This window comes from Ekhidna sp. (genome assembly GCF_965212185.1).
In the GTDB taxonomy this organism is placed as follows: Bacteria; Bacteroidota; Bacteroidia; order Cytophagales; family Cyclobacteriaceae; genus Ekhidna.
Genome location: NZ_OZ243102.1, coordinates 3,464,239 through 3,489,063, shown reverse-complemented (window position 1 = coordinate 3,489,063; position 24,825 = coordinate 3,464,239). Strand labels below are relative to the sequence as shown.

The following is a 24,825-nucleotide window of genomic DNA, read 5'->3' as shown; positions in this document are numbered from 1 at the left end:
GATGAAATCAATTGAAGACGTATTTGAGGCTTTTAAGGATAAAACAGTTTTAGTGGTTGGGGATGTAGTTGTTGATTACTACATGAGAGGAAAGGCAAGCAAAATATCTAAAGAAGCCCCTGTCCCTGTTCTTACACTTGAAAAGAAAGAAAAAAGATTGGGTGGCGCTGCTAACGTGGCGATGAACATCCGTGCCCTTGGGGCAACTCCGATACTCTGCTCAGTGGTTGGAGATGATCCAGATGGAGAAGCATTTGAACAGCTCCTGGAGTATGAAAACATGCCTAATAAGGGTATAATTAGAAGCCAAAATAGGGTGACAACTACTAAGCTTAGGATAACATCTGGATTACAACATTTAATCCGTGTTGATAATGAAGATGTTCATCCATTGATAGATCTGGATCAGAAATCATTACTTCATCACATTAAAAATTTACTTGATGAATGTGATTTAGTGATTTTTGAAGATTATGACAAAGGAACAATCAATCCAGAAGTAATTGAGGAAACAATCAAATTAGCTAAAAGCAAAAACATACCAATCGCCGTTGATCCGAAAAGGAGAAATTTCACTAATTATCAAGGAGTATCATTATTCAAAGTGAATGTAGCTGACCTCCAGGACGGCTTGGATATTGAGTTTGATGCATTAGATGAGTCAGAACTTTCAAGTGCAGCTACTCAACTTAAACAAAGCGTCGAAGCAAATAATTATTTTATTACGCTTTCGAAAAATGGTATCTTCTACGATTCCGGTACCGAATCTGGTAAATTAAATGCACACCCACGCCAAATTGTTGAAGTATTAGGGGCTGGTGATACAGTTATCAGCATTGCAGGCCTTTGCCTCACACTTGGGCTACCTTTAGAATTCATAGCTGAAATGGCTAATATTGGTGGTGGAATGGTTTGCGAATTGCCTGGAGTAGTGCCTATTGATAAAGAAAAATTATTTCAAGAGGCTAAAGAAAATCCGATACTCAAAAAATATCTTTAATTTGGCTGTTGTCAGCCATGAAGAAGACCCTAATTACCCTGGCCGTTCTCCTTTCATTAATCAATGTTTCCGCTCAGGAGGTTATTGATGGGGTTATAGATTTATCAAAAGTTGATCTTCAAAATAATTCGGTAACGCTTAACGGCGAATGGGAATTCTATTGGGAAAAATTAGTCAAGCCCGATTCAATAGACTTGCATGAAAAAGACTATTATGAATTTCCCAAACTTTGGAATGGAGGGGTCACTAGAAATGGAACGGAACTAACAGATCAGGGATATGCTACTTATAGAGTTCGAGTATTGTTGCCCCCTAAAACTCCACAGCTGGCAATATCATTAGGTGAATCTTACAACTCCTATGTACTTTTTTATGATGGTTTTGAAATAGGCAGAAACGGTAAGGTCGGGAAATCATTGGAATCATCTACTCCAGATTGGATGCCTCAAGTGATACCTATCGCAAGGTTTAGAAATACTTTGGAATTTATAATTCATGTTTCAAATTTCAGGCATACCAAAGGAGGTGTGCGCGAGCCAATAATGATAGGCGATCGTAAAGTTTTAAATGCGAAACGAGATTTTGATTTTAGCTATGACTTTCTATTAAGTGGAAGCTTAATTATGGGTGGCCTATTTTTTCTAGGCCTTTTTATGTTTGGACAGCACGAAAGATCAGTGTTGTTCTTTGCACTGTTTTGTCTGACATTCAGCTATCGAATGGTAGGAAGTGGTGAATACGCTATTCATGCACTATATCCGAATATGAAATGGGATCTTATTATCAGGGCTGAATATCTAGCCCTTTTTATTCCATGCGGCATATTTACTATATATAGTTATTTACTGTATCCGGAAGATAGCAAGAGAACTATTTTGCTTGGTTTTTCGGTAATCTCCGGAATTTTTTCATTGCTATCACTTTTTGCACCACCAATTGTTTTTACGAAGCTGGTAGAGCCATACTTTATACTAGTAATAGCAGCAATTTTTTATCTCATCTATGTTTACTGGATCGCATATAAAAGAAACAGAACAGGTGCTCAATACGCATTCGCAAGTACTGGAATTGTGTTTATGGTGGCCGTCTATCTGATTTCTGTATATCTGACTCCTGTTCAGGAAAATACCTTTCTGACATTCATTGGATTCATTTTATTCTTTTTCTTCCAATCACTGATTCTGTCTTATAGGTTTGCTCACTCGCTTAAGAAGGCAAAAGATGCTGCGGAAGCTGCTTCCAAAGCCAAGACAGATTTCTTGAGCACAATTTCCCATGAGATTCGTACGCCATTAAATGCGGTGGTTGGGATTTCGCATTTTCTGATTAATGAAAGTCCAAGAAAAGATCAAAAGGAAAGTTTAGAGTCCCTGCAATTTTCCGCAGAGCATCTAACCGCCTTGATAAATGATATTCTTGATTATAATAAATTGGAATCAGGAGCTATTGAATTCGAGTTTACTGAAGTAAATCTGCGAACTCTTTCTGCCAAAATAATTAAGGCACATAGTGCTTTAGCAAATGAAAAAGGTATTAGCCTGATCTTGGAATTGGATGACAAGATGCATCCTCTGGTACTAGCTGATCAGACTCGGATTTACCAGGTGCTCAATAATCTAATAAACAATGCACTTAAGTTCACATCCAAAGGATATGTCAAGTTAAAGACAACTTTGCTGAATGAAGATGAGCGAATTCAAACCGTTAGAACAGAAGTATTAGATTCAGGTATTGGGATTCCATATGATAAGCAAAAAGTAATTTTTGAACGATTCACTCAAGCTGGATCATCTACGACACGTGAGTTTGGCGGTACTGGATTAGGTTTAGCCATCATTAGAAAAATATTGAATATGGTGGGTTCAGAGATTTATGTTAAAAGTGAACCCGGATCTGGTACAATCTTCTGGTTTGATCTGAGTTTTAAAAAGGTGCTAACTGAGGAGGTAGATCATGCAGAACAAGAGGAGGCAGATTCTAACATAATTACGGGTAAGAAAATATTGCTCGTTGAGGATAACCAGATGAATATAATGGTTGCCGAAAAGTTTCTAAAAAAATGGGAATTAAGAGTGGAGGTAGCTCGCAATGGGCAGGAAGGCGTAGAAATGATGGAGGCTAATAAATATGACCTTGTACTCATGGACCTTCAAATGCCAATAATGGATGGGTATAAGGCTACTCGGAAAATTCGCATGTTTGATGAAAAGACCCCAATCATTGCATTAACAGCATCAGCACTTCTTAAGGTTCGTCAAGATGTAATTGCGGCTGGCATGAATGACTATATCACCAAGCCATTCGATCCTAATGAATTAAAGAGGAAGATAGCCTCTTACATCAAATATCAATGAGAAGATAATTCCTTCACACACTCAATGAAATATTTTACTTTTTCAGGGTCCGTGTCAGGATAAACACCGTGACCAAGATTAGCGATGTGCGGATGATCACCAAATGCATGTAGCATTTTTTGTGTCTCAGATTTAATTGTATCCAGACTCCCATATAATGCACAAGGATCAAGATTTCCCTGTAAAGTTTTATTTGGAAACAATGATCTTGCTTCCTCTGGATTCATATTCCAATCTAACCCTACCGTATGGCAATTAATATCCTTCATCTCAGGAAGTGCCCACCAAGCACCTTTTGCGAAGACAGTGATTGGTACGTCATTTATTGCATCACATATTCTAGAAATATACTTCAATGAAAACCTGGAATAATGTTCAGAGGGTAGTACGCCTGCCCATGAGTCAAAAATTTGGAGCATATCAGCACCTGATTCCACTTGCTTTTTAAGATATCCTATGGTCGACTCTGTTATCATATTCAGCAGCTGATCAGCGAGCTCAGTATCCGAGTACAGAAGCCTTCGTGCCTTTGAAAATGTCTTACTTCCTCCACCCTCGATCATATAAGAAAATATAGTCCATGGTGCTCCGGCAAATCCGATTAATGGCACTCTTCCATTCAATTCAGTTTTAGTAATTTTAATGGCCTCATACACATAACTTAAATCTGAAGGATCAGCAATTTTCAAAGCTTTAATATCAGCCTTACTTTGAACGGTTTTTGGGAAATGAGGACCTTTCTTTTCCACCATTTCATAAGTAAGACCCATTGCCTCAGGGATGACTAGAATATCTGAAAATATAATTGCAGCATCTACCCCCAAAATATCCACTGGTTGAATCGTCACTTCAGCAGCTCTTTCTGGTGTTTCCACCAGCTCTTTAAAGCCAGATAAGCTGTTTCTCACTGCGCGGTATTCTGGCAGGATTCGACCTGCTTGTCTCATCAACCAAATTGGTGTTCTTTCTGTCTTTTCCCCTCGGGCAGCTCTCAGAATAAGGTCATTTTTTAGCATGGCCGCAAAAATACGCATCTACAGGAAACTCAGAACTTAATGGACCGGTTAAATCGGTCAAACAAATTGTATCTTTGAGTATGGGCGTTTTATTTAACAGTTTCGAAGAGTGGAAAAAAGAGTGTGAGAAGAATGATATTCCCTTATTCCAGCCTGTCCTTGATTTTGAAATTAACCAAAAAGGTAAAGCTGAATCTGATATTTGGGCAGGAATCGACCAAGCCTATCAGGTCATGAAAGAAGCTGTTAAGTCAGGCCTTGAAGAGGATATGAGTTCTTATTCGGGCATGATCAATAATGGCGCAAAGAAAGTGATGAACTTTCCAAAGACAGTCCTATCTCCTGAATTCCAAAAACTAATTGCCCGAGCACTTGCTGCAAAAGAAGTAAACTCATGTATGGGGAGAGTGGTGGCTGCTCCAACAGCAGGGGCTAGTGGTATTCTTCCAGGTACCTTAGTGACATTACAGGAAATTCATGATATCCCGGATAAAAATATATATGAAGCCCTTCTCATTGGTGCTGGTGTTGCCCTGATATTGGAAAAACGTGCGTCTATTGCTGGTGCAGTTGGAGGGTGTCAGGCAGAGACAGGCGCAGCTGCAGCCATGGCGTCAGCGGGAATTACCTATTGTTTAGGAGGTAATAATGATCAAATTTTCAATGCAGTGGCCATTACTATTCAATGTATGCTAGGTCTTGTATGTGACCCGGTTGCCGGTCTGGTAGAAATACCATGTGTGGTAAGAAATGCCAGTGCAGCCGCAATTGCCAACTCGTCGGCGCAGATTGCTTTGGCAGATGTTAGCCCCGTTATTCCTGTTGATGAGTGTGTTGACGCAATGGGTGAAGTAGGTCAAAGTATGGAAGCAAGATATAAAGAAACTGCAATGGGAGGACTTGCAGCTACACCAACGGGGAGAGCTATTTCTAAAAGAGTTTTGATTCAGGACATTGAAATTCTTGATGATGAAACAGAGGGAGCAGATTAAGAAGGAATAAAATCCTCAACCAGCCAAAAGGCATACTTTATTAGCAAAGTGATGATGGTGCTCCATAATACAGCACTGATCCACATCCATTTCAAAATCAATTTTTTCTTAGAGCTTATTAAATTAACTAACAGTCCTCCTCCTGGAGGTGTTAGTATGAGGGGAGTAAGGATGCATAATCCTTTTAATCCAAATTTTTTCCATAGCATAACGAACCTTCTATTCCTTTTGGTAAAAACTCGTTTATTTTTTCTGAATCGAGAAAAAAATTTTCTAATCTCATCACCAAAAAAAGTAAATAGGTAGATGGTGGTCATCATTCCTAGTGAAGTAAGAATAATAGTGGCTATGATGGGCAGATCATTCGCCACACCAAAAGTGGGTCCAAATATGAATTTGAGCCCACTAAGGAAGTAAACTGTAAAGTATTTTAGTACGGTAGCCATTTCTTGTGGCTAACTTAGTGATACTACTTCAAAATCAGGCTGTCAGAAACAATTTTAGCCCTTATCTTTGTCGCTTTTTACAAATTGAAGGTATGCTAAATATTATTTTGTTTGGTCCTCCGGGAGCTGGGAAAGGCACTCAAAGTGAGCGATTAATTGAGAAGTTCGGATTGTGCCACATTTCTACAGGTGATTTGTTTAGGTGGCATACCAAAAATGATACCGAGCTAGGTAAGAAAGTCAAAGAAATCATGGACAGTGGTCAACTGGTTTCTGACGATATCACGATAGCCATGTTGAAGCATGAGGTAGAAAAGAATCCAGAAGCGACGGGTTTCTTATTTGATGGATTCCCACGGACCGTAGATCAGGCCATCGCCTTAGACAATCTCATGGAATCCATGGGTACTAAAATTCACTCTGTCATTGAATTGAAAGTGACAGAGGACGAAGTGAGACAAAGAATTGCTAAACGTAAGCAGTTAGAGAATAGAGCAGATGATGCCTCTGATAAACTGGATCGAAGGATCAGTGAATACTTCAATAAGACTGCACATGTGTTACCTTTCTATCAAGAACAAGGCAGACTATCTAGAGTGAATGGTATCGGTGATATTGAAGAGATATCAAGAGAGATCGATAAGACGGTTTCTGCAATAGAGGTCTAAAGACCAATGGATTCCAACTTTATAGATTATGTAAAATTCTATGCCAAATCCGGTGATGGCGGAGCTGGATCTGTTCATTTCAGAAGAGAAAAACATGTACCAAAAGGTGGGCCAGACGGAGGTGATGGTGGCCATGGTGGCAATATTATATTAAGAGGCAATAGCCAGCTTTGGACTCTGATTCATCTTAAATATCGAAAACACATTGTCGCTGAAAACGGTGGTCACGGTGAAGGAAATCGGAGATTTGGAAAGGATGGCGAAAATATTATTCTGGAAGTACCTATAGGAACCATCGCTCGAGATTCAGAAACCAACGAAAAACTCGTTGAGATAATGGAAGATGGGGAGGAGAAAATCCTTCTACCTGGTGGAATAGGAGGGCAGGGAAATGCACATTATAAAACATCAACGAATCAAACTCCTAGATATGCCCAACCCGGAATAGAAGGTAAGGAAACTTGGGTCATTCTTGAATTGAAGATTCTTGCAGATGTTGGGCTGGTAGGGTTTCCGAATGCAGGTAAATCAACCTTGCTTTCTGTAGTTTCAGCAGCAAAACCTGAGATTGCTGATTATCCGTTTACCACTTTGGTTCCGAATCTTGGAGTAGTACCTTATCGAGATTATAAGTCATTTGTTATGGCTGATATTCCAGGAATAATCGAGGGTGCTGCTGAAGGTAAGGGACTAGGCAATCGTTTCCTGAGACATATCGAACGGAATTCTATTTTGTTGTTCATGGTCCCGGCAGATGCATCTGATATTAGAAAAGAATATGCCATCCTCCGGAGTGAATTAGAAATGCACAATCCTGAGCTAATGGACAAGGAAAGACTTTTGGCCATCTCTAAATCAGACCTACTTGATGAGGAGCTCATGAACGAAATGAGACAGGAACTTCCCGAAATAGAAACAATATTTATTTCAAGTGTAGCCAACCTAGGAATTCAGGAGCTCAAGGATAAGATTTGGCAGCTTTTAAATAACTGACATATTGGCACATCAGTGATCATTGGCAAAGAAATTGTCAATTGTTGATCGTCTTTTAAGCAATTTGAAAGGATGAAGGAAACAAAAGAAAAAGTGAATAAAGAGCAGGAAATCGTAGAAGAGCAAGAAGCTCAAACTGAAGAAGGTCAGACTAAGAAAACCAAAAAGGAAAAAGAAGATAAAAAAGAGGAGAAACCAGCTGAGCACACCTTAGAGGAACAGCTTGGAGAGGCTAAAGATAAATACCTTAGACTGTACTCTGAGTTTGAAAACTTCCGCAGAAGAACTTCAAAAGAAAAACTTGACCTCATAAGCACTGCAAATAAAGATTTGATGAATGATTTATTGCCAGTGCTTGACGACTTTGAAAGAGCAATGAATGCTTCCGAAGGAAGTGATGACATCAAAGCACTTAGAGAAGGCATGGAGCTAATCCAGAATAAATTGAATAAATCACTTCAAAATCGAGGATTGAAAAAAATGGAGGTGAAGAAAGGCGATGAGTTTGATGATGAAAAGCATGAAGCAATAACTCAGATTCCAGCTGATAAAAAGTTGGAAGGCAAGATTGTAGATGTGGTCGAAAACGGATACACATTGGGAGAAACAGTGGTACGATTTGCAAAAGTTGTTGTAGGAGCGAAGCAGTAAAATGGCAAAGAGAGATTATTACGAAATATTAGGAGTTGATCGTTCGGCGAGTAAGGATGAGTTGAAAAAGGCTTATCGAAAAATTGCGATAAAATACCACCCCGACAAAAACCCTGATGATAAAGAGGCTGAAGAGAAGTTTAAAGAAGCTGCCGAAGCATATGAGGTTTTAAGCAACGATGATAAGCGTCAACGCTACGATCAGTTTGGTCATCAAGGTGTTGGAGGAGCTGGAGGAGGTTTTGGAGGTGGAAACATGAATATGGACGATATCTTCTCTCAATTTGGCGACATCTTTGGAGGAGGGAGTCCGTTTGAAAGCTTTTTTGGAGGAGGCGGTAGTAGAGGTGGTCGTAGAACCAGAAAGGGAACCAATCTCAGAATTAAGCTTAAACTTACTCTTGAAGAAGTAGCCCATGGTGTTGAAAAGAAGATTAAAGTAAACAGACTTGTTGTCGATCCTGACACAAAATTTCAGACCTGTTCAAGCTGTAACGGAACCGGTCAGGTTCGAAAAGTGATGAACACTATGCTTGGGCAGATGATGAGTACTTCTACTTGTCCAGCATGTGGAGGAAGTGGCCAAACGGTTGAAAGTCGCGCTACTGGAGTAGACAGCTCAGGATTAAAGCGTCAAGAAGAAGTAATTCCAATAAAAATACCAGCAGGTGTTACAGACGGAATGCAATTATCTATGTCAGGCAAAGGAAATGAAGTAGCCGGTGGTATCCCTGGAGATTTGCTAATTCTGGTTGAAGAAGTAGAGCATGACATATTAAAAAGAGATGGAAACAATATCATCTTTGACCTGTATGTAAGCTTCATTGATGCAGCACTCGGCACTTCCATTGAAGTACCCACAATAGATGGTAAAGTAAAAATCAAAATTGAACCAGGTACTCAAAGCGGAAAGATCCTGCGGCTAAGAGGAAAAGGGATTAAGTCTGTTGAAGGTTATGGGCAGGGTGATCAGTTGGTGCATGTAAATGTTTGGACACCAAAAAAACTAAGCTCAGATGAAAAAGAAGCACTTGAAGCCCTAAAGGAATCTCCGAATTTTCAGCCTGATCCCGGAAAATCAGATAAGAGTTTCTTCGAACGGATGAAGGAATTCTTCTAAGAAAATCAATGAAATTTTATAAAGGTGTGGGGTATAATAACTTCACACCTTTTTTATTTTAAAAATATTTAACGCGATAGCATCAAAAACGTAACCTCAGAATAACGTTTGCGTAATAACAATCCATGTTGCGGTTGGTATTGATGGCAGGTATATCCCTGCTAATGAGTCTGAGTGCGTTTGCACAGCTTAAGAAGTTCTACACAGTAAAGAAATCTCCTGAATTCGATACCGTTAATTTTTATCTTAAAGCAACAGCCACTAATTGTTTATTAAAGCAATCTGATGAGGATGATAATCCATTAACGATCTATGGCAATCCAAATCTTGAGAAGATTAATCCTTCTTTTGCCAATAAGGTAAAAAACAAAACACTTCATGCTAAGCTTGTTTTGGATGAATATAGCTCTTCTGGTTTTGGAGATAGTTTCAGTATGGCCGTTTCTCGCAACGAGAAAGAAAATGACTTTTGGAAAGTCAACCTTAATGATAATGACGTTTATAAGCTCAACTTAATTTACGGTTTTGGCAATGCCGATGTTAACCTGACTGGAACTTCAGTTCAGCGTTTAAAAATCAAATCCGGAAGTGCAGACATTGTTGTCGGCTATGACGATGGAAATATGAATCCAATTCAAATGGACACTTTCTTTGTGAAGGCTGACTTTGGATCTATCGTAGCTAGAAGAATGGAATTGGCAAGAGCAAAAAATGTGATTACCAAAATCGGTTTTGGTAACGTGCTTCTTGATTTCGAAAGAGAAATGACAGAAAAATGTACTGTGGATGCTTCTGTTGGAGCAGGTAATTTAGAAATACTCCTTCCTCGTGATGGCACCCCAGTTATCATTTACATTCGAGATTCCCCATTGTGTGCTGTAAAAATTGCAAAAGGATTTGAAGAGGTTGAAAAAAATGTGTTTGTCAACATGAGCTATGATGCAAATGCAGAAAATCTACTCACTTTCGATGTAGATGTAGCACTTGGTATGGTCCGCTTCAAGTACACCGATTAATTGTCGCAAAGATCTTTAACGACAGAGGTCACGGAGTTTTAACAAAGCTCACTGAGTTTTCTGATATACCTCTTTGTGCTCTTAGTGATATTCTTTGTGTTCTTTGTGGTTAAGCCCTTATTCTACATGCACCAACAACCCCCTCACCAACAGCAGCTGCGCTGCACAGTAGGTCGACATAATAAACACGCCTGCATAAGGGATTGCTGAATGAAAGGCATTAAATGCGAGGATTGAATCTGATAGTACAAATAAGAGACTCCCATACAATGCAAGTTGATAACTCTCCTCTGTAGTATGTCCGGATCTTAATCGAGCCATAATAGCCATTGTCATGATTACAGATCCATAGACTATTATAGGTAAGGTAAAATCACCAGCTGGCAACAATAAGTATAGAAGTGCTACTCCATATAAGAGCAAGGGAGCTGCTGTGACTAAATTAAATTGAGGAATTTGATAGGTAGATTTTCGCAAGATTAAAACATATAAAACCTGAGCCATTAGAAACAATCCAATCCCTGTCATAAAGAATGTTTCGTTTGCCTGGTACATCAGTGATACATCCCCTAACCAGGAAAATAATAAAGCAACACTTATCATCAATATTCTGGCAGTAGTTTTTCCAATACTTGATTTGTAAACATAAAGGATCAAAAGTGGCATCAACAGGGGTTTGGTGAAATGATCCAATTCTTCTGATGGGATGATTTTTGCCACAACATTTGCAGCAGACACGGCGATGTAGATCCAAAGAATTAGGTTAGGCATGGATAACGAATTTTAGAAGTGGTAATCTAAAAAGGGCGAATGTAATTGGCAACTAAACGTCATCAAAGACAGCACTTGGGAAAGGTGAGTCGCATTACAAGAAGTTTATACGCTATTGATTACCTAAATGTCTGAATATCATCACTCTTTTTAAAATTCGAAACAGAACTTACTATCATATTCGGATTAGCTTCCCTAATAACCTTAGCAGCAGCATACTTCACGCTCCATATATCATAATCTTCATAAGTTTCTATGGCTTTATTTAAGGTGTTCCTGTCGTAAGGCAATACCAGCTTATACATATCCCCAACGTACACAATATCCAAATTGAATGCGTTAAAAAAGGCTAATCCTCTTTCTGCATTTTCCAGTTTGTTATATGCAGCAAACTGGATAAAGTTGCCGCTTACCAGATTTACATCTTTCTTACTTGGTAGGAAACTAACGGCAGAAATCCACCAAAGCTTTTGCTTTGATTGAGAGTTGATTAGGTATCCTTTAATTTTCATCCTATTGTCTTCGTCAGGTAGTACTTCAAAAGAATTTAGATCTAGGCTGTCATAATCATTGAAAATGGTTACGGCCTGACCAGAAAGGAAGAAGTTGTCTGCTTCAAATTGAAGGTCAAATATTGATGCACTGTCATTTGTTATGTGTTCGTAGCTTACAAATGAAAGATTTTGCCAATCAGTTATTGACACAGATTGTGCTAATGATCTGCTGGGCATACAAATGGTGAGAGTAAGCACAGCAAGGATCAATGCACCAAATGGGTTGATTCGGTGATCCATAGCTTAATATTTTAACTACAATTATAACTATTTAAATAAATAATTATAATTAAATAAGATTATTATTTTAGAAATATGTGAATTGGAGTCAATTAATCGGGCATAAGTGCTTAAAAAAGGTTGATTAAAGAAAAATATGGCTCTTATTGAATTACTTCCCTTTGAAAAGCAAGTAAACAAAAGCTAAGTATGCTAGGCTTCCACAGCCTGCGAAGACCACAGGGAAGTTGGCTGGATTGCCATTGTAGATTTGTCCTGCAAGCAATGCGCCCATTCCTATTCCGATTTCTAATGCCATGAAGAGTGTAGAGAATCCACGTCCCCTGAATTTGTCAGGAGCAAGGTCTGCAGCCCATGCAAAGAGTGCAGGAGATGATAGCCCATAACCAGCACCAAAGATTAAAGCGCCTGTAAACAAGTGAAATGCTGATGATGAGAATCCTATATATATAGATCCGGTTCCTACGATTAACATAGCTGCTATCAACACTTTTCTTCTTCCAAACTCATCTGATAATCGTCCGCCAACTACACGAGATATAAGTGAAGTGGCGGTGAAGTATGAGAAGAATAAGCCTTTATTAGCAATACCTAAATGGACGCTTAAGTCGGGAGCGAGTGTTAATGCGGCTCCAAAAGAAAACGTGACCAACATCATCACAACTGAGGGAACTAATACAGTTGGTTCGTAAATATCTTCTTTTTTTATTTTGAGTAATCCTCCCGAAAATCGTTGTTTGTTTTCTACTGTTTCTTTCATGCCCATTATAGTGAGGACTGAAAGGATAGCTACTCCTGCACTGCTATAGAAAAGGACATTAATGTCGTAATGAATAGCTATCACTCCTCCCACGTAGTTCCCAATGCCCATTCCTGTCATTCCAAAGAAACTCAAGATGCCCATTCCTTCTCCTCTTCGCTCCACCGGCACTATGTCAGCTACATAGGCAGCTGTACCTGTAGGTTTAAACCCGGTTGAAAATCCGTGTAAAAAACGGATAAATAGAAAGGCGTAAATATTTAAAAAGAATGGATAAAATAGAGAAACAACTGCGGTTACAATACAACCAAATATCATCACAGGTAATCGCCCCCATGTGTCGGTCAGCTTTCCACTAAAAGGTCGAGATATCAGCGCTGTGAGTGTGAAGAATGTTATATGTAGGCCAATGTAATTTTCACCTCCAAACGTTCGCATAAAATCTGGAAGTTCGGGCAAAACCATATTGAATGAGCCAAAAAACAGAAACGAACTTAAGGAGAGAAGCCAGAAATTAAGAGAATACTTTTTCATACATCTTTCTCCTGTTGGAGCGGTTCGACGTTTCGAGGGTTAGGGGGAGGATTATTAATCCAACTTGGAAATTTGAACATTACTAATTCAGCGAACCTACTCCTCATGAAGCAAATAGGCCTTGATATAATCATTCAGATCTCCATCCAGAACATTTTGCACATCCGTTCGCTCAAAGCCTGTTCGGGCATCTTTGATAAGTTTATAAGGATGCAACACATAATTCCTGATTTGCGATCCAAAATCAATGGCTTTTTTACCTGCTTCTATATTCGCTCGTTCTTTGTTGCGCTTCTCAATTTCCATCTGGTAGAGTTGCGACTTAAGCATCTGCATGGCACGCTCCCTGTTTGCCAGCTGTGACCGCTCTACCTGACAAACAACCACAATGCCTGTTGGCTTATGTGTCAATTGCACTTTCGTCTCTACCTTGTTTACGTTCTGACCACCAGCACCTCCTGATCTGGAAGTGTGTAAATCAATATCTGAAGGATTGATATCGATCTCTATAGAATCATCAGCTACTGGATAAACATATACCGAAGCGAACGAAGTATGTCGGCGACCACCACTATCAAAAGGAGAAATTCGGACAAGTCTGTGCACGCCATTTTCGGATTTGAGGTAACCATACGCCATAGGTCCATCAAATTCAAGTGTCACAGATTTCACACCTGCTACATCCCCTGCTTGAAAATCAACTTCCCTCACCTTGTACCCATTGGCTTCACCCCACATGATGTACATCCGCATGAGGATTCCGGCCCAGTCATTACTTTCTGTGCCTCCGGCTCCAGGTGTGATTTGAAGCATCGCTGAAAGCTGATCTTCTTCCTCACTGAGCATTTTTTTCAATTCAAGATCCTCCAAAAGCTTTGACGCAGAATCGTATGCTTCAGTCACTTCCTCATCAGAAGCCTCTCCTTCCTGATTAAATTCGAAAAGGGTTTCTACATCATCTAGAGCAGTTTCTACTGATTCGTAGCTTTCGGTCCAGCCTTTCAATAGCTGGATTTTTTTCATAGTTTTTTCTGCTTCTTCCGGATTATTCCAGAAATCTGGTTGAGCGGTGACAAGTTCTAATTCTTCCAGGTTTTTCTTTCGACCATCATAGTCAAAGGTACCCCCTCAAGGCATTAACACGAGCCTTTAAATCTTTCAATTCATCTGTTGTCATAGCATTCTAAAATTGCAGTGGCGAAGATAATGTGAGTCTTTTAGGATTCAATGAATAATAATGAAATGACCAAAAACAATAGCTTAAAGTCTCCTCCCCGAAGGAGAAGAGGTGGGTTTCTTAAAATCATTGTTTTTGGGTCACTTTTAGGTGAAACTCATTGATACCCACCCCTAACCCCTCCAAGGAGGGGAATTTTGTGAGGAATCAATCACCCAATCTTCTTAATCCAGCCATACTTATCCTCTGCTTGACCAAGCTTAATGTTGGTCAATGCATCCAATAATCTATTAGATATAGTTCTGGATTCGATGGCTGGTAATGTATAATCTGTTCCTTCATAACCAATCACTGCAATATGAGAAACAGTAGCGGCTGTACCTATACCAAATGCTTCAGTCAATGAGCCGTTTTCGATTGCTTCAATCACCTCATCGACTTTGATTGGTCGTTCTTCAACATTCATTCCCCATTCTCTAGCCAGAATTAATGCACTTTCACGTGTGATGCCTGGTAGTATGGAATCACTTGTTGGAGGCGTGATTAATGTATCATTGATTACGAACATGATGTTCATGGTGCCAGACTCTTCAATAAATTCATGTGTTTGGCCATCTGTCCAAACAAGTTGATGATAACCTTGTGCCTGGGCCTGTCTGGCAGGGTATAAAGATGCAGCATAGTTACCTGCCGTTTTTGCAGCTCCAACGCCACCGCGCACAGCTCGCGTAAAGTGTTTTTCGATTTTCACTTTCACTGGTTCGGAATAGTAGCCCCCCACTGGTCCGGTCAGGACAATGAATTTATAAGTTTCAGAAGGACGGACACCAATAAATGGGTCGTCAGCAAACTGGAAGGGTCTTATGTATAGTGAAGTCCCTGGCTTGCTTGGCACCCAATCTTTATCCAAAGAAACCAGTGCTTCAATAGATTCCATAAATAACTCTTTAGGGACTGGCGGCATGCACATGCGTTCAGCACTTTTGATCAGTCTCTTAGCATTTGCTTCAGGTCGAAAAATCAGGATTTCACCATTATCATTTTTATGTGCTTTCAGTCCTTCAAAAATGCTTTGAGCATAATGAAGCGTTGCGTTTGCCGGACTTAATGATAGATTCTGATACGGTGTAATTCTCAAATCTGTCCACTCGCCATTTTTATAATCCGCAACAAACATGTGATCGGAGAATGTCTTCCCGAATGCGAGGCTATCGAAATCGATTTCGGAAAGTTTTGAATGGCTAGTTTCAGTGATTTGAATGTCCAACGTCTCAGTCATTTTGTTAAATCTTTGGGTTGAAAATGGGGTTTTTCAATCAGACTCAGGCGCCCAGGGAACTTCCTTCACACCTAAAATGTGGCCGATTGCGCGCGCAAAGATGAACAAATAATCAGACAATCTATTCATGAACTGTAAAATTGACTCATCTACCGCTTCATGATTTGATAACGAAATGATACTCCTTTCGGTTCTGCGACACACTGTTCGACAGACATGAGCGAGTGATACGGCCGGGTGCCCACCCGGGAGAATAAAGTTCTTTAAAGGGGGAACCTCCCCATCAAATTTATCAATCCAGACCTCCAATTGTTGGACTTCTGTTTGAGTGACTTTTGGTAGCTTAAATCCTTTAAAATCTGACTCTGTTGCCAGGATACTGCCAATTGAAAACAGGTGTTCTTGAATCCAATAGAGCTGCTGCTTTAACCGATTTTCTACTCCTTCATGATCCTTCAAGTGACCAATAAATGAATTTAATTCATCCACATTTCCATATGCCTCGATTCTGAGATCTGCTTTGGAAACTTTTTTACCACCTAAAAGTGAGGTTTGTCCCTTGTCTCCAGTTTTTGTGTAGAGTTTTGCACTCATGCCGGTGTTCTAACTGATCTAATATTCTTATTCACTTCATCAGATTCGATAAGACCGTCCCTTAACCGAACAATTCGATGAGAATATTCTGCAATGTCTTCTTCGTGAGTAACCATAATGATGGTATTACCTTTATCATGAAGCTCCTGGAACAAATCCATGATTCCATATGAAGTCTTGGAATCTAAGTTACCTGTAGGCTCATCTGCAAGAATAATAGAAGGGTCATTTACAAGAGCCCTTGCTATTGCAACTCTTTGTCTTTGACCTCCTGAAAGTTCATTTGGTTTATGATATGCTCTGTCATCCAATCCTACTCCTGCAAGAGCAGCAAGTGCTTTTTCTTCTCTATCAGCTGAATTATATCCAGCATAAATTAAAGGTAATGCCACATTCTCAAGTGCGGAAGCTCTTGGCAATAGGTTAAACGTTTGAAAAACAAATCCAATCTCTTTGTTTCGAATTTCAGCTAACTCGTTCTCAGTAAGATCACTGACATCATGATCATTTAAGACGTAAGTTCCGTCAGTGGGTGTATCAAGGCAACCGATGATATTCATCAGAGTAGATTTTCCTGATCCTGATGGACCCATAAAGGACACATACTCTCCTTTATCAATGTTGATCGTAATAGATTTTAGGGCCATGATAATTTCACTGCCCATTACATATTTTTTGGAAACTTCCGTTGTGGAGATGATGCTGCTCATACTAATCTTTATGTTCGGCTAAAGTAAAAAATTATACAGATGCCATCGCAAGACACTTGCACGTTTTTTAGATAGCTTTGGTTCGAATAATGTTACACGTTATGTTGACAATATTTTTAAGTCTTTTGTTTGCTCCTCAACTCTCCGGCTGGGAATTATTATCCAAAGTCGAGATAATTATTGGGCATGATGACTTTATGGGGGTCGAAGTTGAACAACCTAAATTTTCCGAACAACTAAAATTACGGGAAGGGAAAGAGCTGACCCTTGAAGGGTTTATTATCCCTCTTCAGCAGGAGAGCAATCAAGACTATTTCATCCTATCAAGATTTCCTTATCAATCATGTTTTTTCTGTGGAGCAGCCGGTCCGGAGACTGTAGTGGAGGTATATTCAGATCGCGAATTTAGGTTTACAGATGAGCAGGTTAGGGTTACCGGGAAGCTGCGTTTGAATGATGATAATCCCCTTCATCTTTTTTACATCTTAGAGGATTGTGAGGTAACTAAATTGGATTGATGGATAAAGAAAGCTTCTTTCAGAATGTCTATGAAGTGGCCAAGCTCATTCCAAAAGGCAGAGTCACAAGTTATGGAGCTATCGCAAAATATTTAGGAGTAGCCAGATCCGCACGAGTAGTGGGTTGGGCCATGAATGGAGCTGTAAGTGAACATGATGTACCTGCACATCGAGTGGTAAACCGCATCGGTGTTTTAACTGGAAAGAATCATTTTCAACCACCAACCAAAATGAAAGAACTATTAGAGAAAGAGGGAGTAAAAGTCAAAAATGATCAGATTATCAATTTTGAAAAATATTTTTGGGATCCAATGAAGGAGTTGGAATTATGACTTTCGAATAAGTACGAGTCCTAAAAGCATAATTAATCCGTTCAGAATTAGTATTTCAAATCCAAATTTATAGCCTCCAAAAAGAACCTCTGAGTTAAGATTTATGATGTAACTCAAAAGCGGAGAAGCAACACATACTATTGGAACAAGATGATCTTTAACATTCCATTTTGTGAAAATCCCGAAGGTAAAAAGTCCCAACAATGGACCATAAGTATATCCAGCGGCAATAAAAATTGAGTTGATTACACTTTGATCATTGATCGCCTGAAAGATTAGAATCACGAAAAAGAGAATAATTGAAAAGCCAAAATGCACACTTATTCTTAATTTCTTTTTCTCTTCATAATTTTCCTTTTTAAAACCAAGAAAGTCTACACAAAATGAAGTTGTTAATGCTGTAAGGGCAGAATCTGCACTCGAATATGCAGCTGCTGTTATCCCTAATAAAAATGTAACAGCGCCAAGGGTTGAAAATTCATTTACGGCTAAAATAGGGAATAGATTATCAGATCGTTCGGGCAATGCGACACCTCCGATTTCTGCATATTGATAGAGAAGAACTCCCAAACTCAAAAACAGAAAATTCACAATGACCAGAATGATACAAAACCAAAAGACATTCTTTTGGGCTTCTCCAATATTTCTGCAGGTGAGATTTTTTTGCATCATATCCTGGTCCAGACCAGTCATAACAATTGCGATAAATGCACCACTAAAAAACTGTTTGAAAAAATTTCTCCCACTTTGCCACTCCCAATTAAAGATGGTGGAGCGTTCATCCTGGAATAGGCTTGATGTAAGTTCTGACCAAGTCCACGAGAGTTCATTTTTGATGAAGAGTATACTTACTACTACAGCAATCAGCATAAAAGCTGTTTGCAAGGTGTCAGTCCAAACAATTGTTTTTATTCCTCCTTTGAATGTGTAGAGCCAAATAAGAATGATAGTGGTCAGAACGGATATCCAAAAAGGCAAATCATATGCATCAAAAAAGGCAATCTGAAGAACACCTGCTACCAGAAATAATCTAAAGCTTGCACCTATTATCCGACTGATCAGGAAGAAAAATGCGCCGGACTTATAAGACCAAAATCCAAACCTTTGTTCTAAGTAGGTATAGATGGAGACCAGATTTAATCGATAATATAGAGGGAGCAGGACTTTCGCTATAACAAAATAGCCTACGAGATAGCCCAAGACAACCTGGAAATAGTAAAAATTAGAATTTGCTACTTCTCCTGGAACAGAAATAAACGTCACTCCAGATAGAGAAGCACCGATCATTCCGAAGGCTACTAGATACCATTTGGACTCCCTGTTTGCAGTATAGAAATCAGTTGGTTTTCCGTTTTTAGAGGTAATCCATGAAATACCAATCAATAAAATGAAATAACCTAGAACAATTGTGCCAACGAAAACTGGATTCATCGTGTTAATGTTAGTAAATCAGGCTGCAAAATACACATCAAGATTGGTTGAGGTGTAATTATTAATTTTGCAGCTTAATCAAGAGATATGAGCAGTATTGATTTTGACATAAAGGAAGAAATACAGACAGGAGAAGATATTGGTAGTGAAAGTGTGCGTGATCTCATGGTTTACAATGATGATTTTAACACCTTCGATCATGTTATCAACACGCTTGTAAAGGTGTGCAAGCATGACATTCATCAAGCGGAGCAATGCACATTTCTAATCCACTTTAAAGGGAAATGCGCTGTAAAGAAAGGGATATATGATGAGCTTAAACCCATGAGGGAGGGCATCACTACTGCAGGTATTAAAGCTGCTATTGTTTGATGGAATATCCTTCGCAATTAGTTGAGCGGGCGGTTGAGGAAATATCTAAACTTCCCGGCATTGGAAAGAAAACTGCTCTTCGACTGGTCCTACATCTTCTTAAACAACCTGAAAATTCTACGCTAGATCTTTCAAGTGCATTAAAAGAGCTTCGAGAAAATATTAAATATTGCAATACGTGTCATATCATCGCTGATACTGAAGAATGCACCTGTCAGAGTGCATATAGAGATACGTCGGTGATTTGTGTCGTTGAGGATACACCCGATGTATTGGCAATTAGAAATACCGGACAATACAATGGTTTGTTCCATGTTCTTGGTGGTCGAATTTCACCTATGGATGGAATTGGTCCGGAAAACGTAAAAATTGAATCGTTGATTAAGCGAGTTAAACATGATGATCAGCTCAAAGAAGTAATTCTCGCATTAAGCGCAACAATGGAAGGTGATACTACATCTTTCTACATCACTAAATTATTAAAGGAATTCGGAATCAAGGTGACAACCATTGCACGTGGAATTCCAGTAGGAAGTGAATTAGAATTTGCCGACGAAGTAACTTTAGGAAGAAGTATTGCAACCCGTACACTTTTTAATCAAGATTAATCAGTCCTTTCTTCTGCCACCTGATCGTAAGCTTTGTGCTAAAAGGATGGCTATTCCAAAGCTGAGAATCAAGTAAATCCACTTAGGTTCCCCTTCTTCATAGGTTTTCATCAGGTACCAAATACTGAGAAAAAGAGCAAGCAATATGCCCACAAAGGCCAGCACTCTTAAATCTTTCAAATTCATAAAGTAAATATAAAGGCACATTCGGTGCATTCAGGATATTTTTGTCATCAATGGGTGATTTTATTGAATTTCTATATTCTCGTTTCCTTTTGAGTGATGGAGTGTCAATTGACACTCGGACGATCCAAAAAGACAATCTCTTTTTTGCTATAAGTGGACCAAATTTTAATGCCAATAAATTTGCTGAAGAGGCTTTAAAGAAAGGTGCTGCTTATGCTGTAGTTGATGATGAAGAGTTTGTGACTGATGAACGAATAATCCTGGCAAAAGATGGACTAAAAGCACTTCAGGAGTTGGCTGCATTTCATCGCTCGCGGTTCAAGAGACCTGTTTTAGCTATTACCGGTTCGAATGGAAAAACCACAACCAAAGAACTCATCTCGCGGGTTCTTTCAGAGAAATACATCGTTTTTGCAACCAAGGGAAACTACAACAATCATATTGGGGTTCCACTAACCCTACTTCACATTAACCCGCAGGTGGAGATCGCCATCATTGAAATGGGGGCAAATCATGTCGGTGAGATTGCAAGCTATTGTGAATTAGCCCGGCCTACTCATGGATTGATAACAAATATTGGCAGGGCTCATACCGAGACATTTGGAGGAATTGAGGGTGTGATTAGAGGTAAAAGTGAGCTTTTTGATTTCATAAAAAAATTACAGGGTGTTCCTTTTATCAATTCAAGTGATTCAGTGCTGATGAATATGGCCAAGCGTTTTGAAAACCCTGTTTTATTCCCGCAAAAAGATTTCAAGCTCTTGTCATCTGCTCCTCATTTAAAAATACAACTCGGAGAGTCACAAACGGACACAAATGTTATTGGCAGGTATAATTTTTCAAATATGGCAGCAGCTGTTGCTGTTGGTAGGTATTTCCAAGTTTCAGATGAGAATATCATGAAGGCCATTGCTTCATACGAGCCTGATAATGCACGCTCTCAAATCATCAAAAAGGGAACAACTACTATTATATTAGATGCCTATAATGCAAATCCGGATTCGATGAAGGTCGCGCTTGAAAACCTTGCTGAACAAGGAAAAAATGTAATTGCCATTCTTGGTGACATGAATGAGTTGGAGGATAGTAATTCTCAACATATGGAAGTGCTTACTTATGCTAAGAAGGTTGGGATAAATCATGTGCTGACAGTGGGGCAAAAGTTTGGTTGGATAGCAGACCCACAATTTCATTTTAAGACTAAAGAAGACTTGGAGAAGTACTTAAAAAATTTGGAGATTAAGAACACAACTGTCCTTTTAAAAGCATCCCGATCGATCAAATTAGAAACAATCTTAAATTCAATAGCATAATGGATTTACAATTCACATTAGATTTTTTGTCTGATCTAGCCAAGCACAATAAAAAGGAGTGGATGGATGAAAATAAGAAGCGCTACTTGCAAGCAAAGGAAGAGGTCATTGAGCTAATATCAGAGGTTATCAAAAAAACAGCAGCCTTTCACCCGGGTGTTGCAGAAATAGATCCTAAAAAAACACTCTTTAGGATCAATCGAGATGTGAGGTTCAGTAAGAATAAGGATCCTTACAAAACAAATTTTGGTGCATCTATCACTTCAGGTGGAAGAAAGTCAGGAAATCCTGGATTCTATTTACACATAATGCCAGAAAATAACTTTGCAGGTGGGGGGCTCTATCAGCCTCCATCAGATGTACTTCAAAAGATCAGACAGGAGATCGATTACAACGGCAAAGAATTAAGATCAATTATTGAGGAAAAGAAATTCTCTGACACCTACAGCGAACCTTACTCTGAGGATAAACTAAAAACTGCACCTAAAGGATACCCTAAAGATCATGAGCACATTGATTTACTTCAATTGAAACATTTTATTTATATGAGGAAGTACAGCGATAAAGAAGTCACCTCTAATGATTTTACTACAAGGGTTGTTGAGTCGTATCGAACACTCAATCCATACCTTCAGTTTTTGAGTAGAGCATTGGATTAAAATTATTTTTCATTAAGGACTTGCACGGAAAATAAACCGTACTAAATTTGCAGTCCTTTTAAGAAGGGGCTCTTAGCTCAGTTGGTTCAGAGCATCTGGTTTACACCCAGAGGGTCGGGGGTTCGAATCCCTCAGAGCCCACATCAAATAGAAATCCATTGCACGAAAGTGTAATGGATTTTTTGGTTTAAGAGTCTTCTCAAGCCTTGGAATGAAAGAAGGCGAAGAAACCTAAAAAGCTTTCACGAAGTAATCCCTCAGAGCCCACAATATACAAACCTCAATCCTTTCGATTGAGGTTTTTTTATTTACTTCATTGAGGGATGAGAACCCTGGTTCGAAACCGCAGCAAAGCGCAGGTTCACGAGGGGTTTTGCGGTAAGGAAGTTGGGTATGAGTAATCCCTCAGAGCCCACATTATACAAACCTCAATCCATCCGATTACAGATTTGATTTCGAGATACTTAATAAGGTAGTCAAGCTGTTTGAGCGGACCATTGTCTCATAATCTTTAAGAGGTGATATTTCAATCTTTCCGTAATTACTATTCTTTTTTTCTCGTAAAAATGCGATGAGTTGTCATACAAGCTGTTTTACTCAATTCCTACTTAGTTCGGTTTAAGTAATCTTCTTAAAGACATTCGGTAATTTATACTTATGATTATCTGTTTCTGGTCTTATCATATTTGTTCTATCATTAGTAATACCAAATAAAAGAACGCATGAAACCATTTAGATTAATTTTTATTTTTTTATTGACATTCTTAATGTCAGAAAGTGTAGTTGCACAATATGCAATGGTAAATACCAAGTCCAACCCCTCGAATGAGTCGGTAAAGAAGAAGGAGAACGCTCCTCCAAAGATTATTCAAGAAGCAGAAGTGGTTTATGTAGATGAATCCAGTAGAACGTATGTCAATAAGAATTTACCAATATATCTTAAATTTTCTACCACACCGGATGGTAAAACGTATGATTTAAAAAGTCAGAGGCATCCTGAAGATTCTGCTCCGATCTATTTAGATACTGAGGGTCCTAACTTAATTAGAACCAAGTGGGCAGTTGATCCTAATTCAAAAGAATATGTCTATCCTCTTCGAGAAGTTGAGATGGAATTGTATGCTGACAGTAAGCCTCCAATTGTAAGTCCGATACTTACTTCAAGTAATAAGCATCGTATATCAAATGTTACCTATTATGGTAGTGATTTGGCAATTGAATTAAAAGATTGGGATGAACAATCAGGTGTTAAGCAAAGTCTTTGGAGCCTTAATAATGATGCTTGGGAAGAAGGAAAAACAGAATTTGCGAATAGAACTTCAGGTGATTACTCGTATAGCTATTATTCTGTTGATAATGTCAATAATTATACTGAGGCAGCCAATATTAATTTTGTATTTGATAACACCGCACCAATCACAAATCTGATAAAGACAGAGTTGGATAATTACGTTTTTGGTCCCAACACAAAAGTTCAATTTGAAGTGATAGAAGAACACTCTGGAATTCGAGCGACTTACTTCAAATTAGGGGAACTTTCATATATCAAAGTAAAAGAAGGCCAAGTGCTACCATCAAGCCTGACTGATGGTGATTATGTAATTACATATTACAGTGTAGACAATGTAAATAATGGTGAAGAACTAAAGGAATTGAATGTTTATTTGGATAAGATAGCACCTATAAGCACGATAAATGCAACTTCATCTTACACAAGAGATGATATCTTATTTGTTTCCGCAAACTCTCTTATTACTCTTTCTTCGAAAGATAACAAAGCAGGAGTTAAGCAAATAAATTATACAACAAGAGATGCTGCTGATGAACTGTATGAAAATGCATTTTCATTACAGAATTTCCATGGCTTAACCTCTGTAAAATTCAGCGCGAACGATAAAGTAGAAAATGTAGAGAGCGAGAATACTCAAAAGGTATTTGTCGATACCTTGAAACCTTCAACAAGCATTGAATTCTTAGGTGATTACTTCGAGGTAGCCAATAGATATTATGTAAATGGAGAAACTCAATTAAAGTTGGTTGGATCTGATGCGAATGCTGGAGTTGCTTTTATTGAATATGCTGGAATAGGCAATGAGTTTTCAAAATATGATCAGCCATTTTCTTTGAAAGAAGAAGGATATTATGGAATGATGTACCGTTCTGTAGACAATGTTAACAATGTGGAGTACTCTAAAAGTATAGACCTATACTTAGATAAAAAAGGACCTGAAATCGTATACAATTTCAGTAACAGACCAATAGGCGTTGAAGAAGGTATACCAGTTTACCCTTCTGGAACACGACTTTTCTTAGGAGCTACTGATGATCAGTCTGGTACCAATTCAATTTCATACAAGGTTAATGATCAAAATGAAGTGCATTATAGCAGTCCAAAAACCATTGATATTAGTGAGAAGAAAGCATTCAAAAAAGGCCAGTCTTACGATGTGCAAATCACAACAACAGACTTGGTGAATAATGAATCATCAGAAATCATAGCATTTAAGATCGAAGATTAAAATTTTAAAAAT

The 24,825-nt window shown here is 38.8% G+C and carries 26 protein-coding genes and 1 tRNA gene; 16 read left to right on the top strand and 11 right to left on the bottom strand.

The window, feature by feature from the left end; genetic code table 11:
• Window position 1 precedes the first annotated feature (1 nt).
• The gene (locus ACOMC3_RS15215) at window positions 2–1,000 is read left to right on the top strand and encodes a bifunctional heptose 7-phosphate kinase/heptose 1-phosphate adenyltransferase (RefSeq protein ID WP_420316740.1); all 999 of its coding nucleotides are present in this window, start codon (window positions 2–4) and stop codon (window positions 998–1,000) included.
• Window positions 1,001–1,017: 17 nt separating this feature from the next.
• Entirely contained in the window at window positions 1,018–3,354 is a 2,337-nt protein-coding gene (locus tag ACOMC3_RS15210; protein WP_420316739.1) for a response regulator, read from the top strand.
• Here ACOMC3_RS15210 and hemE read toward each other — a convergent pair.
• Window positions 3,348–4,388 carry a uroporphyrinogen decarboxylase gene (gene hemE, locus ACOMC3_RS15205; protein ID WP_420316738.1) on the bottom strand — a complete coding sequence of 347 codons (1,041 nt, stop codon included), beginning with the start codon at window positions 4,386–4,388 and terminating at the stop codon, window positions 3,348–3,350. The two genes, ACOMC3_RS15210 and hemE, sit on opposite strands and share 7 nt — an antisense overlap.
• A gap of 62 nt (window positions 4,389–4,450) precedes the next feature.
• Here hemE and sdaAA point away from each other — a divergent pair, with 62 nt between their 5' ends.
• Window positions 4,451–5,362: an L-serine ammonia-lyase, iron-sulfur-dependent, subunit alpha gene (sdaAA, locus tag ACOMC3_RS15200; protein WP_420316737.1), complete on the top strand. Its 912-nt coding sequence runs from the start codon at window positions 4,451–4,453 to the stop codon at window positions 5,360–5,362.
• Here sdaAA and ACOMC3_RS15195 read toward each other — a convergent pair.
• The gene (locus tag ACOMC3_RS15195; protein ID WP_420316736.1) at window positions 5,359–5,808 is read right to left on the bottom strand and encodes a hypothetical protein; all 450 of its coding nucleotides are present in this window, start codon (window positions 5,806–5,808) and stop codon (window positions 5,359–5,361) included. The genes sdaAA and ACOMC3_RS15195 overlap by 4 nt on opposite strands.
• 92 nt (window positions 5,809–5,900) lie before the next feature.
• Between ACOMC3_RS15195 and ACOMC3_RS15190 the strand changes: the two genes are divergently transcribed.
• The 5 genes from ACOMC3_RS15190 (at window position 5,901) to ACOMC3_RS15170 (ending at window position 10,256) form a co-directional block, all read left to right on the top strand.
• Window positions 5,901–6,476: an adenylate kinase gene (locus ACOMC3_RS15190; RefSeq protein WP_420316735.1), complete on the top strand. Its 576-nt coding sequence runs from the start codon at window positions 5,901–5,903 to the stop codon at window positions 6,474–6,476.
• A gap of 6 nt (window positions 6,477–6,482) precedes the next feature.
• Complete coding sequence (gene obgE / locus ACOMC3_RS15185) at window positions 6,483–7,469, top strand: GTPase ObgE (RefSeq protein ID WP_420316734.1); 987 nt, start codon at window positions 6,483–6,485, stop codon at window positions 7,467–7,469.
• A gap of 72 nt (window positions 7,470–7,541) precedes the next feature.
• Window positions 7,542–8,120: a nucleotide exchange factor GrpE gene (locus ACOMC3_RS15180; protein ID WP_420316733.1), complete on the top strand. Its 579-nt coding sequence runs from the start codon at window positions 7,542–7,544 to the stop codon at window positions 8,118–8,120.
• 1 nt (window position 8,121) lies between these two features.
• Entirely contained in the window at window positions 8,122–9,240 is a 1,119-nt protein-coding gene (gene dnaJ, locus ACOMC3_RS15175; RefSeq protein ID WP_420316732.1) for a molecular chaperone DnaJ, read from the top strand.
• Between the two features lie 125 nt (window positions 9,241–9,365).
• On the top strand, window positions 9,366–10,256 hold the full coding sequence (locus tag ACOMC3_RS15170; RefSeq protein WP_420316731.1) for a hypothetical protein: 891 nt from the start codon (window positions 9,366–9,368) through the stop codon (window positions 10,254–10,256).
• A gap of 117 nt (window positions 10,257–10,373) precedes the next feature.
• Here ACOMC3_RS15170 and ACOMC3_RS15165 read toward each other — a convergent pair whose 3' ends face one another.
• The 7 genes from ACOMC3_RS15165 to ACOMC3_RS15135 form a co-directional block, all read right to left on the bottom strand.
• Window positions 10,374–11,027, bottom strand: a complete 654-nt coding sequence (locus ACOMC3_RS15165; protein ID WP_420316730.1) for a lysoplasmalogenase — start codon at window positions 11,025–11,027, stop codon at window positions 10,374–10,376.
• 119 nt (window positions 11,028–11,146) lie between these two features.
• The gene (locus tag ACOMC3_RS15160; protein ID WP_420316729.1) at window positions 11,147–11,821 is read right to left on the bottom strand and encodes a hypothetical protein; all 675 of its coding nucleotides are present in this window, start codon (window positions 11,819–11,821) and stop codon (window positions 11,147–11,149) included.
• Window positions 11,822–11,972: 151 nt separating this feature from the next.
• Window positions 11,973–13,115 (bottom strand): MFS transporter, encoded by a 1,143-nt coding sequence (locus ACOMC3_RS15155; RefSeq protein WP_420316728.1) that lies wholly within the window; start codon window positions 13,113–13,115, stop codon window positions 11,973–11,975.
• A gap of 96 nt (window positions 13,116–13,211) precedes the next feature.
• Window positions 13,212–14,292 (bottom strand): peptide chain release factor 2 gene (gene prfB / locus ACOMC3_RS15150; protein WP_420316727.1). Its coding sequence is split into 2 segments (ribosomal slippage): window positions 13,212–14,231 and window positions 14,233–14,292, totalling 1,080 coding nucleotides; the frame shifts between segments, so codons are not numbered across the junction.
• Window positions 14,293–14,503: 211 nt separating this feature from the next.
• The gene (locus ACOMC3_RS15145) at window positions 14,504–15,571 is read right to left on the bottom strand and encodes a branched-chain amino acid aminotransferase (protein WP_420316726.1); all 1,068 of its coding nucleotides are present in this window, start codon (window positions 15,569–15,571) and stop codon (window positions 14,504–14,506) included.
• A gap of 33 nt (window positions 15,572–15,604) precedes the next feature.
• A complete protein-coding gene (locus ACOMC3_RS15140; RefSeq protein ID WP_420316725.1) occupies window positions 15,605–16,165 on the bottom strand; it encodes a cob(I)yrinic acid a,c-diamide adenosyltransferase in 561 nt (186 codons plus the stop codon).
• The gene (locus ACOMC3_RS15135; protein WP_420316724.1) at window positions 16,162–16,875 is read right to left on the bottom strand and encodes an ABC transporter ATP-binding protein; all 714 of its coding nucleotides are present in this window, start codon (window positions 16,873–16,875) and stop codon (window positions 16,162–16,164) included. Before ACOMC3_RS15135 ends, ACOMC3_RS15140 begins: the two co-directional genes overlap by 4 nt.
• 101 nt (window positions 16,876–16,976) lie before the next feature.
• Here ACOMC3_RS15135 and ACOMC3_RS15130 point away from each other — a divergent pair, with 101 nt between their 5' ends.
• Window positions 16,977–17,393 carry a hypothetical protein gene (locus ACOMC3_RS15130; RefSeq protein WP_420316723.1) on the top strand — a complete coding sequence of 139 codons (417 nt, stop codon included), beginning with the start codon at window positions 16,977–16,979 and terminating at the stop codon, window positions 17,391–17,393.
• Window positions 17,393–17,725, top strand: coding sequence for an MGMT family protein (locus ACOMC3_RS15125; protein ID WP_420316722.1), 333 nt, complete (start codon window positions 17,393–17,395; stop codon window positions 17,723–17,725). Before ACOMC3_RS15130 ends, ACOMC3_RS15125 begins: the two co-directional genes overlap by 1 nt.
• Here the strand turns inward: ACOMC3_RS15125 and ACOMC3_RS15120 are convergent.
• Complete coding sequence (locus tag ACOMC3_RS15120) at window positions 17,720–19,156, bottom strand: sodium:solute symporter (RefSeq protein WP_420316721.1); 1,437 nt, start codon at window positions 19,154–19,156, stop codon at window positions 17,720–17,722. The genes ACOMC3_RS15125 and ACOMC3_RS15120 overlap by 6 nt on opposite strands.
• An 87-nt stretch (window positions 19,157–19,243) precedes the next feature.
• Here ACOMC3_RS15120 and ACOMC3_RS15115 point away from each other — a divergent pair, with 87 nt between their 5' ends.
• The gene (locus ACOMC3_RS15115; protein WP_420316720.1) at window positions 19,244–19,528 is read left to right on the top strand and encodes an ATP-dependent Clp protease adaptor ClpS; all 285 of its coding nucleotides are present in this window, start codon (window positions 19,244–19,246) and stop codon (window positions 19,526–19,528) included.
• Window positions 19,528–20,136, top strand: a complete 609-nt coding sequence (gene recR / locus ACOMC3_RS15110; RefSeq protein ID WP_420316719.1) for a recombination mediator RecR — start codon at window positions 19,528–19,530, stop codon at window positions 20,134–20,136. Before ACOMC3_RS15115 ends, recR begins: the two co-directional genes overlap by 1 nt.
• Here the strand turns inward: recR and ACOMC3_RS15105 are convergent, their stop codons facing one another.
• Window positions 20,137–20,322: a hypothetical protein gene (locus tag ACOMC3_RS15105; RefSeq protein ID WP_420316718.1), complete on the bottom strand. Its 186-nt coding sequence runs from the start codon at window positions 20,320–20,322 to the stop codon at window positions 20,137–20,139.
• 50 nt (window positions 20,323–20,372) lie between these two features.
• Between ACOMC3_RS15105 and ACOMC3_RS15100 the strand changes: the two genes are divergently transcribed.
• From ACOMC3_RS15100 to ACOMC3_RS15085, 4 genes are all read left to right on the top strand, one after another.
• Window positions 20,373–21,635 carry a UDP-N-acetylmuramoyl-tripeptide--D-alanyl-D-alanine ligase gene (locus ACOMC3_RS15100; protein ID WP_420316717.1) on the top strand — a complete coding sequence of 421 codons (1,263 nt, stop codon included), beginning with the start codon at window positions 20,373–20,375 and terminating at the stop codon, window positions 21,633–21,635.
• On the top strand, window positions 21,635–22,294 hold the full coding sequence (locus ACOMC3_RS15095; RefSeq protein ID WP_420316716.1) for a DUF2461 domain-containing protein: 660 nt from the start codon (window positions 21,635–21,637) through the stop codon (window positions 22,292–22,294). The genes ACOMC3_RS15100 and ACOMC3_RS15095 overlap by 1 nt, the downstream gene beginning before the upstream one ends.
• 66 nt (window positions 22,295–22,360) lie before the next feature.
• Window positions 22,361–22,435: transfer RNA gene (locus ACOMC3_RS15090), tRNA-Val, on the top strand.
• 626 nt (window positions 22,436–23,061) lie between these two features.
• The gene (locus ACOMC3_RS15085) at window positions 23,062–24,813 is read left to right on the top strand and encodes an OmpL47-type beta-barrel domain-containing protein (protein ID WP_420316715.1); all 1,752 of its coding nucleotides are present in this window, start codon (window positions 23,062–23,064) and stop codon (window positions 24,811–24,813) included.
• Window positions 24,814–24,825 lie beyond the last annotated feature (12 nt).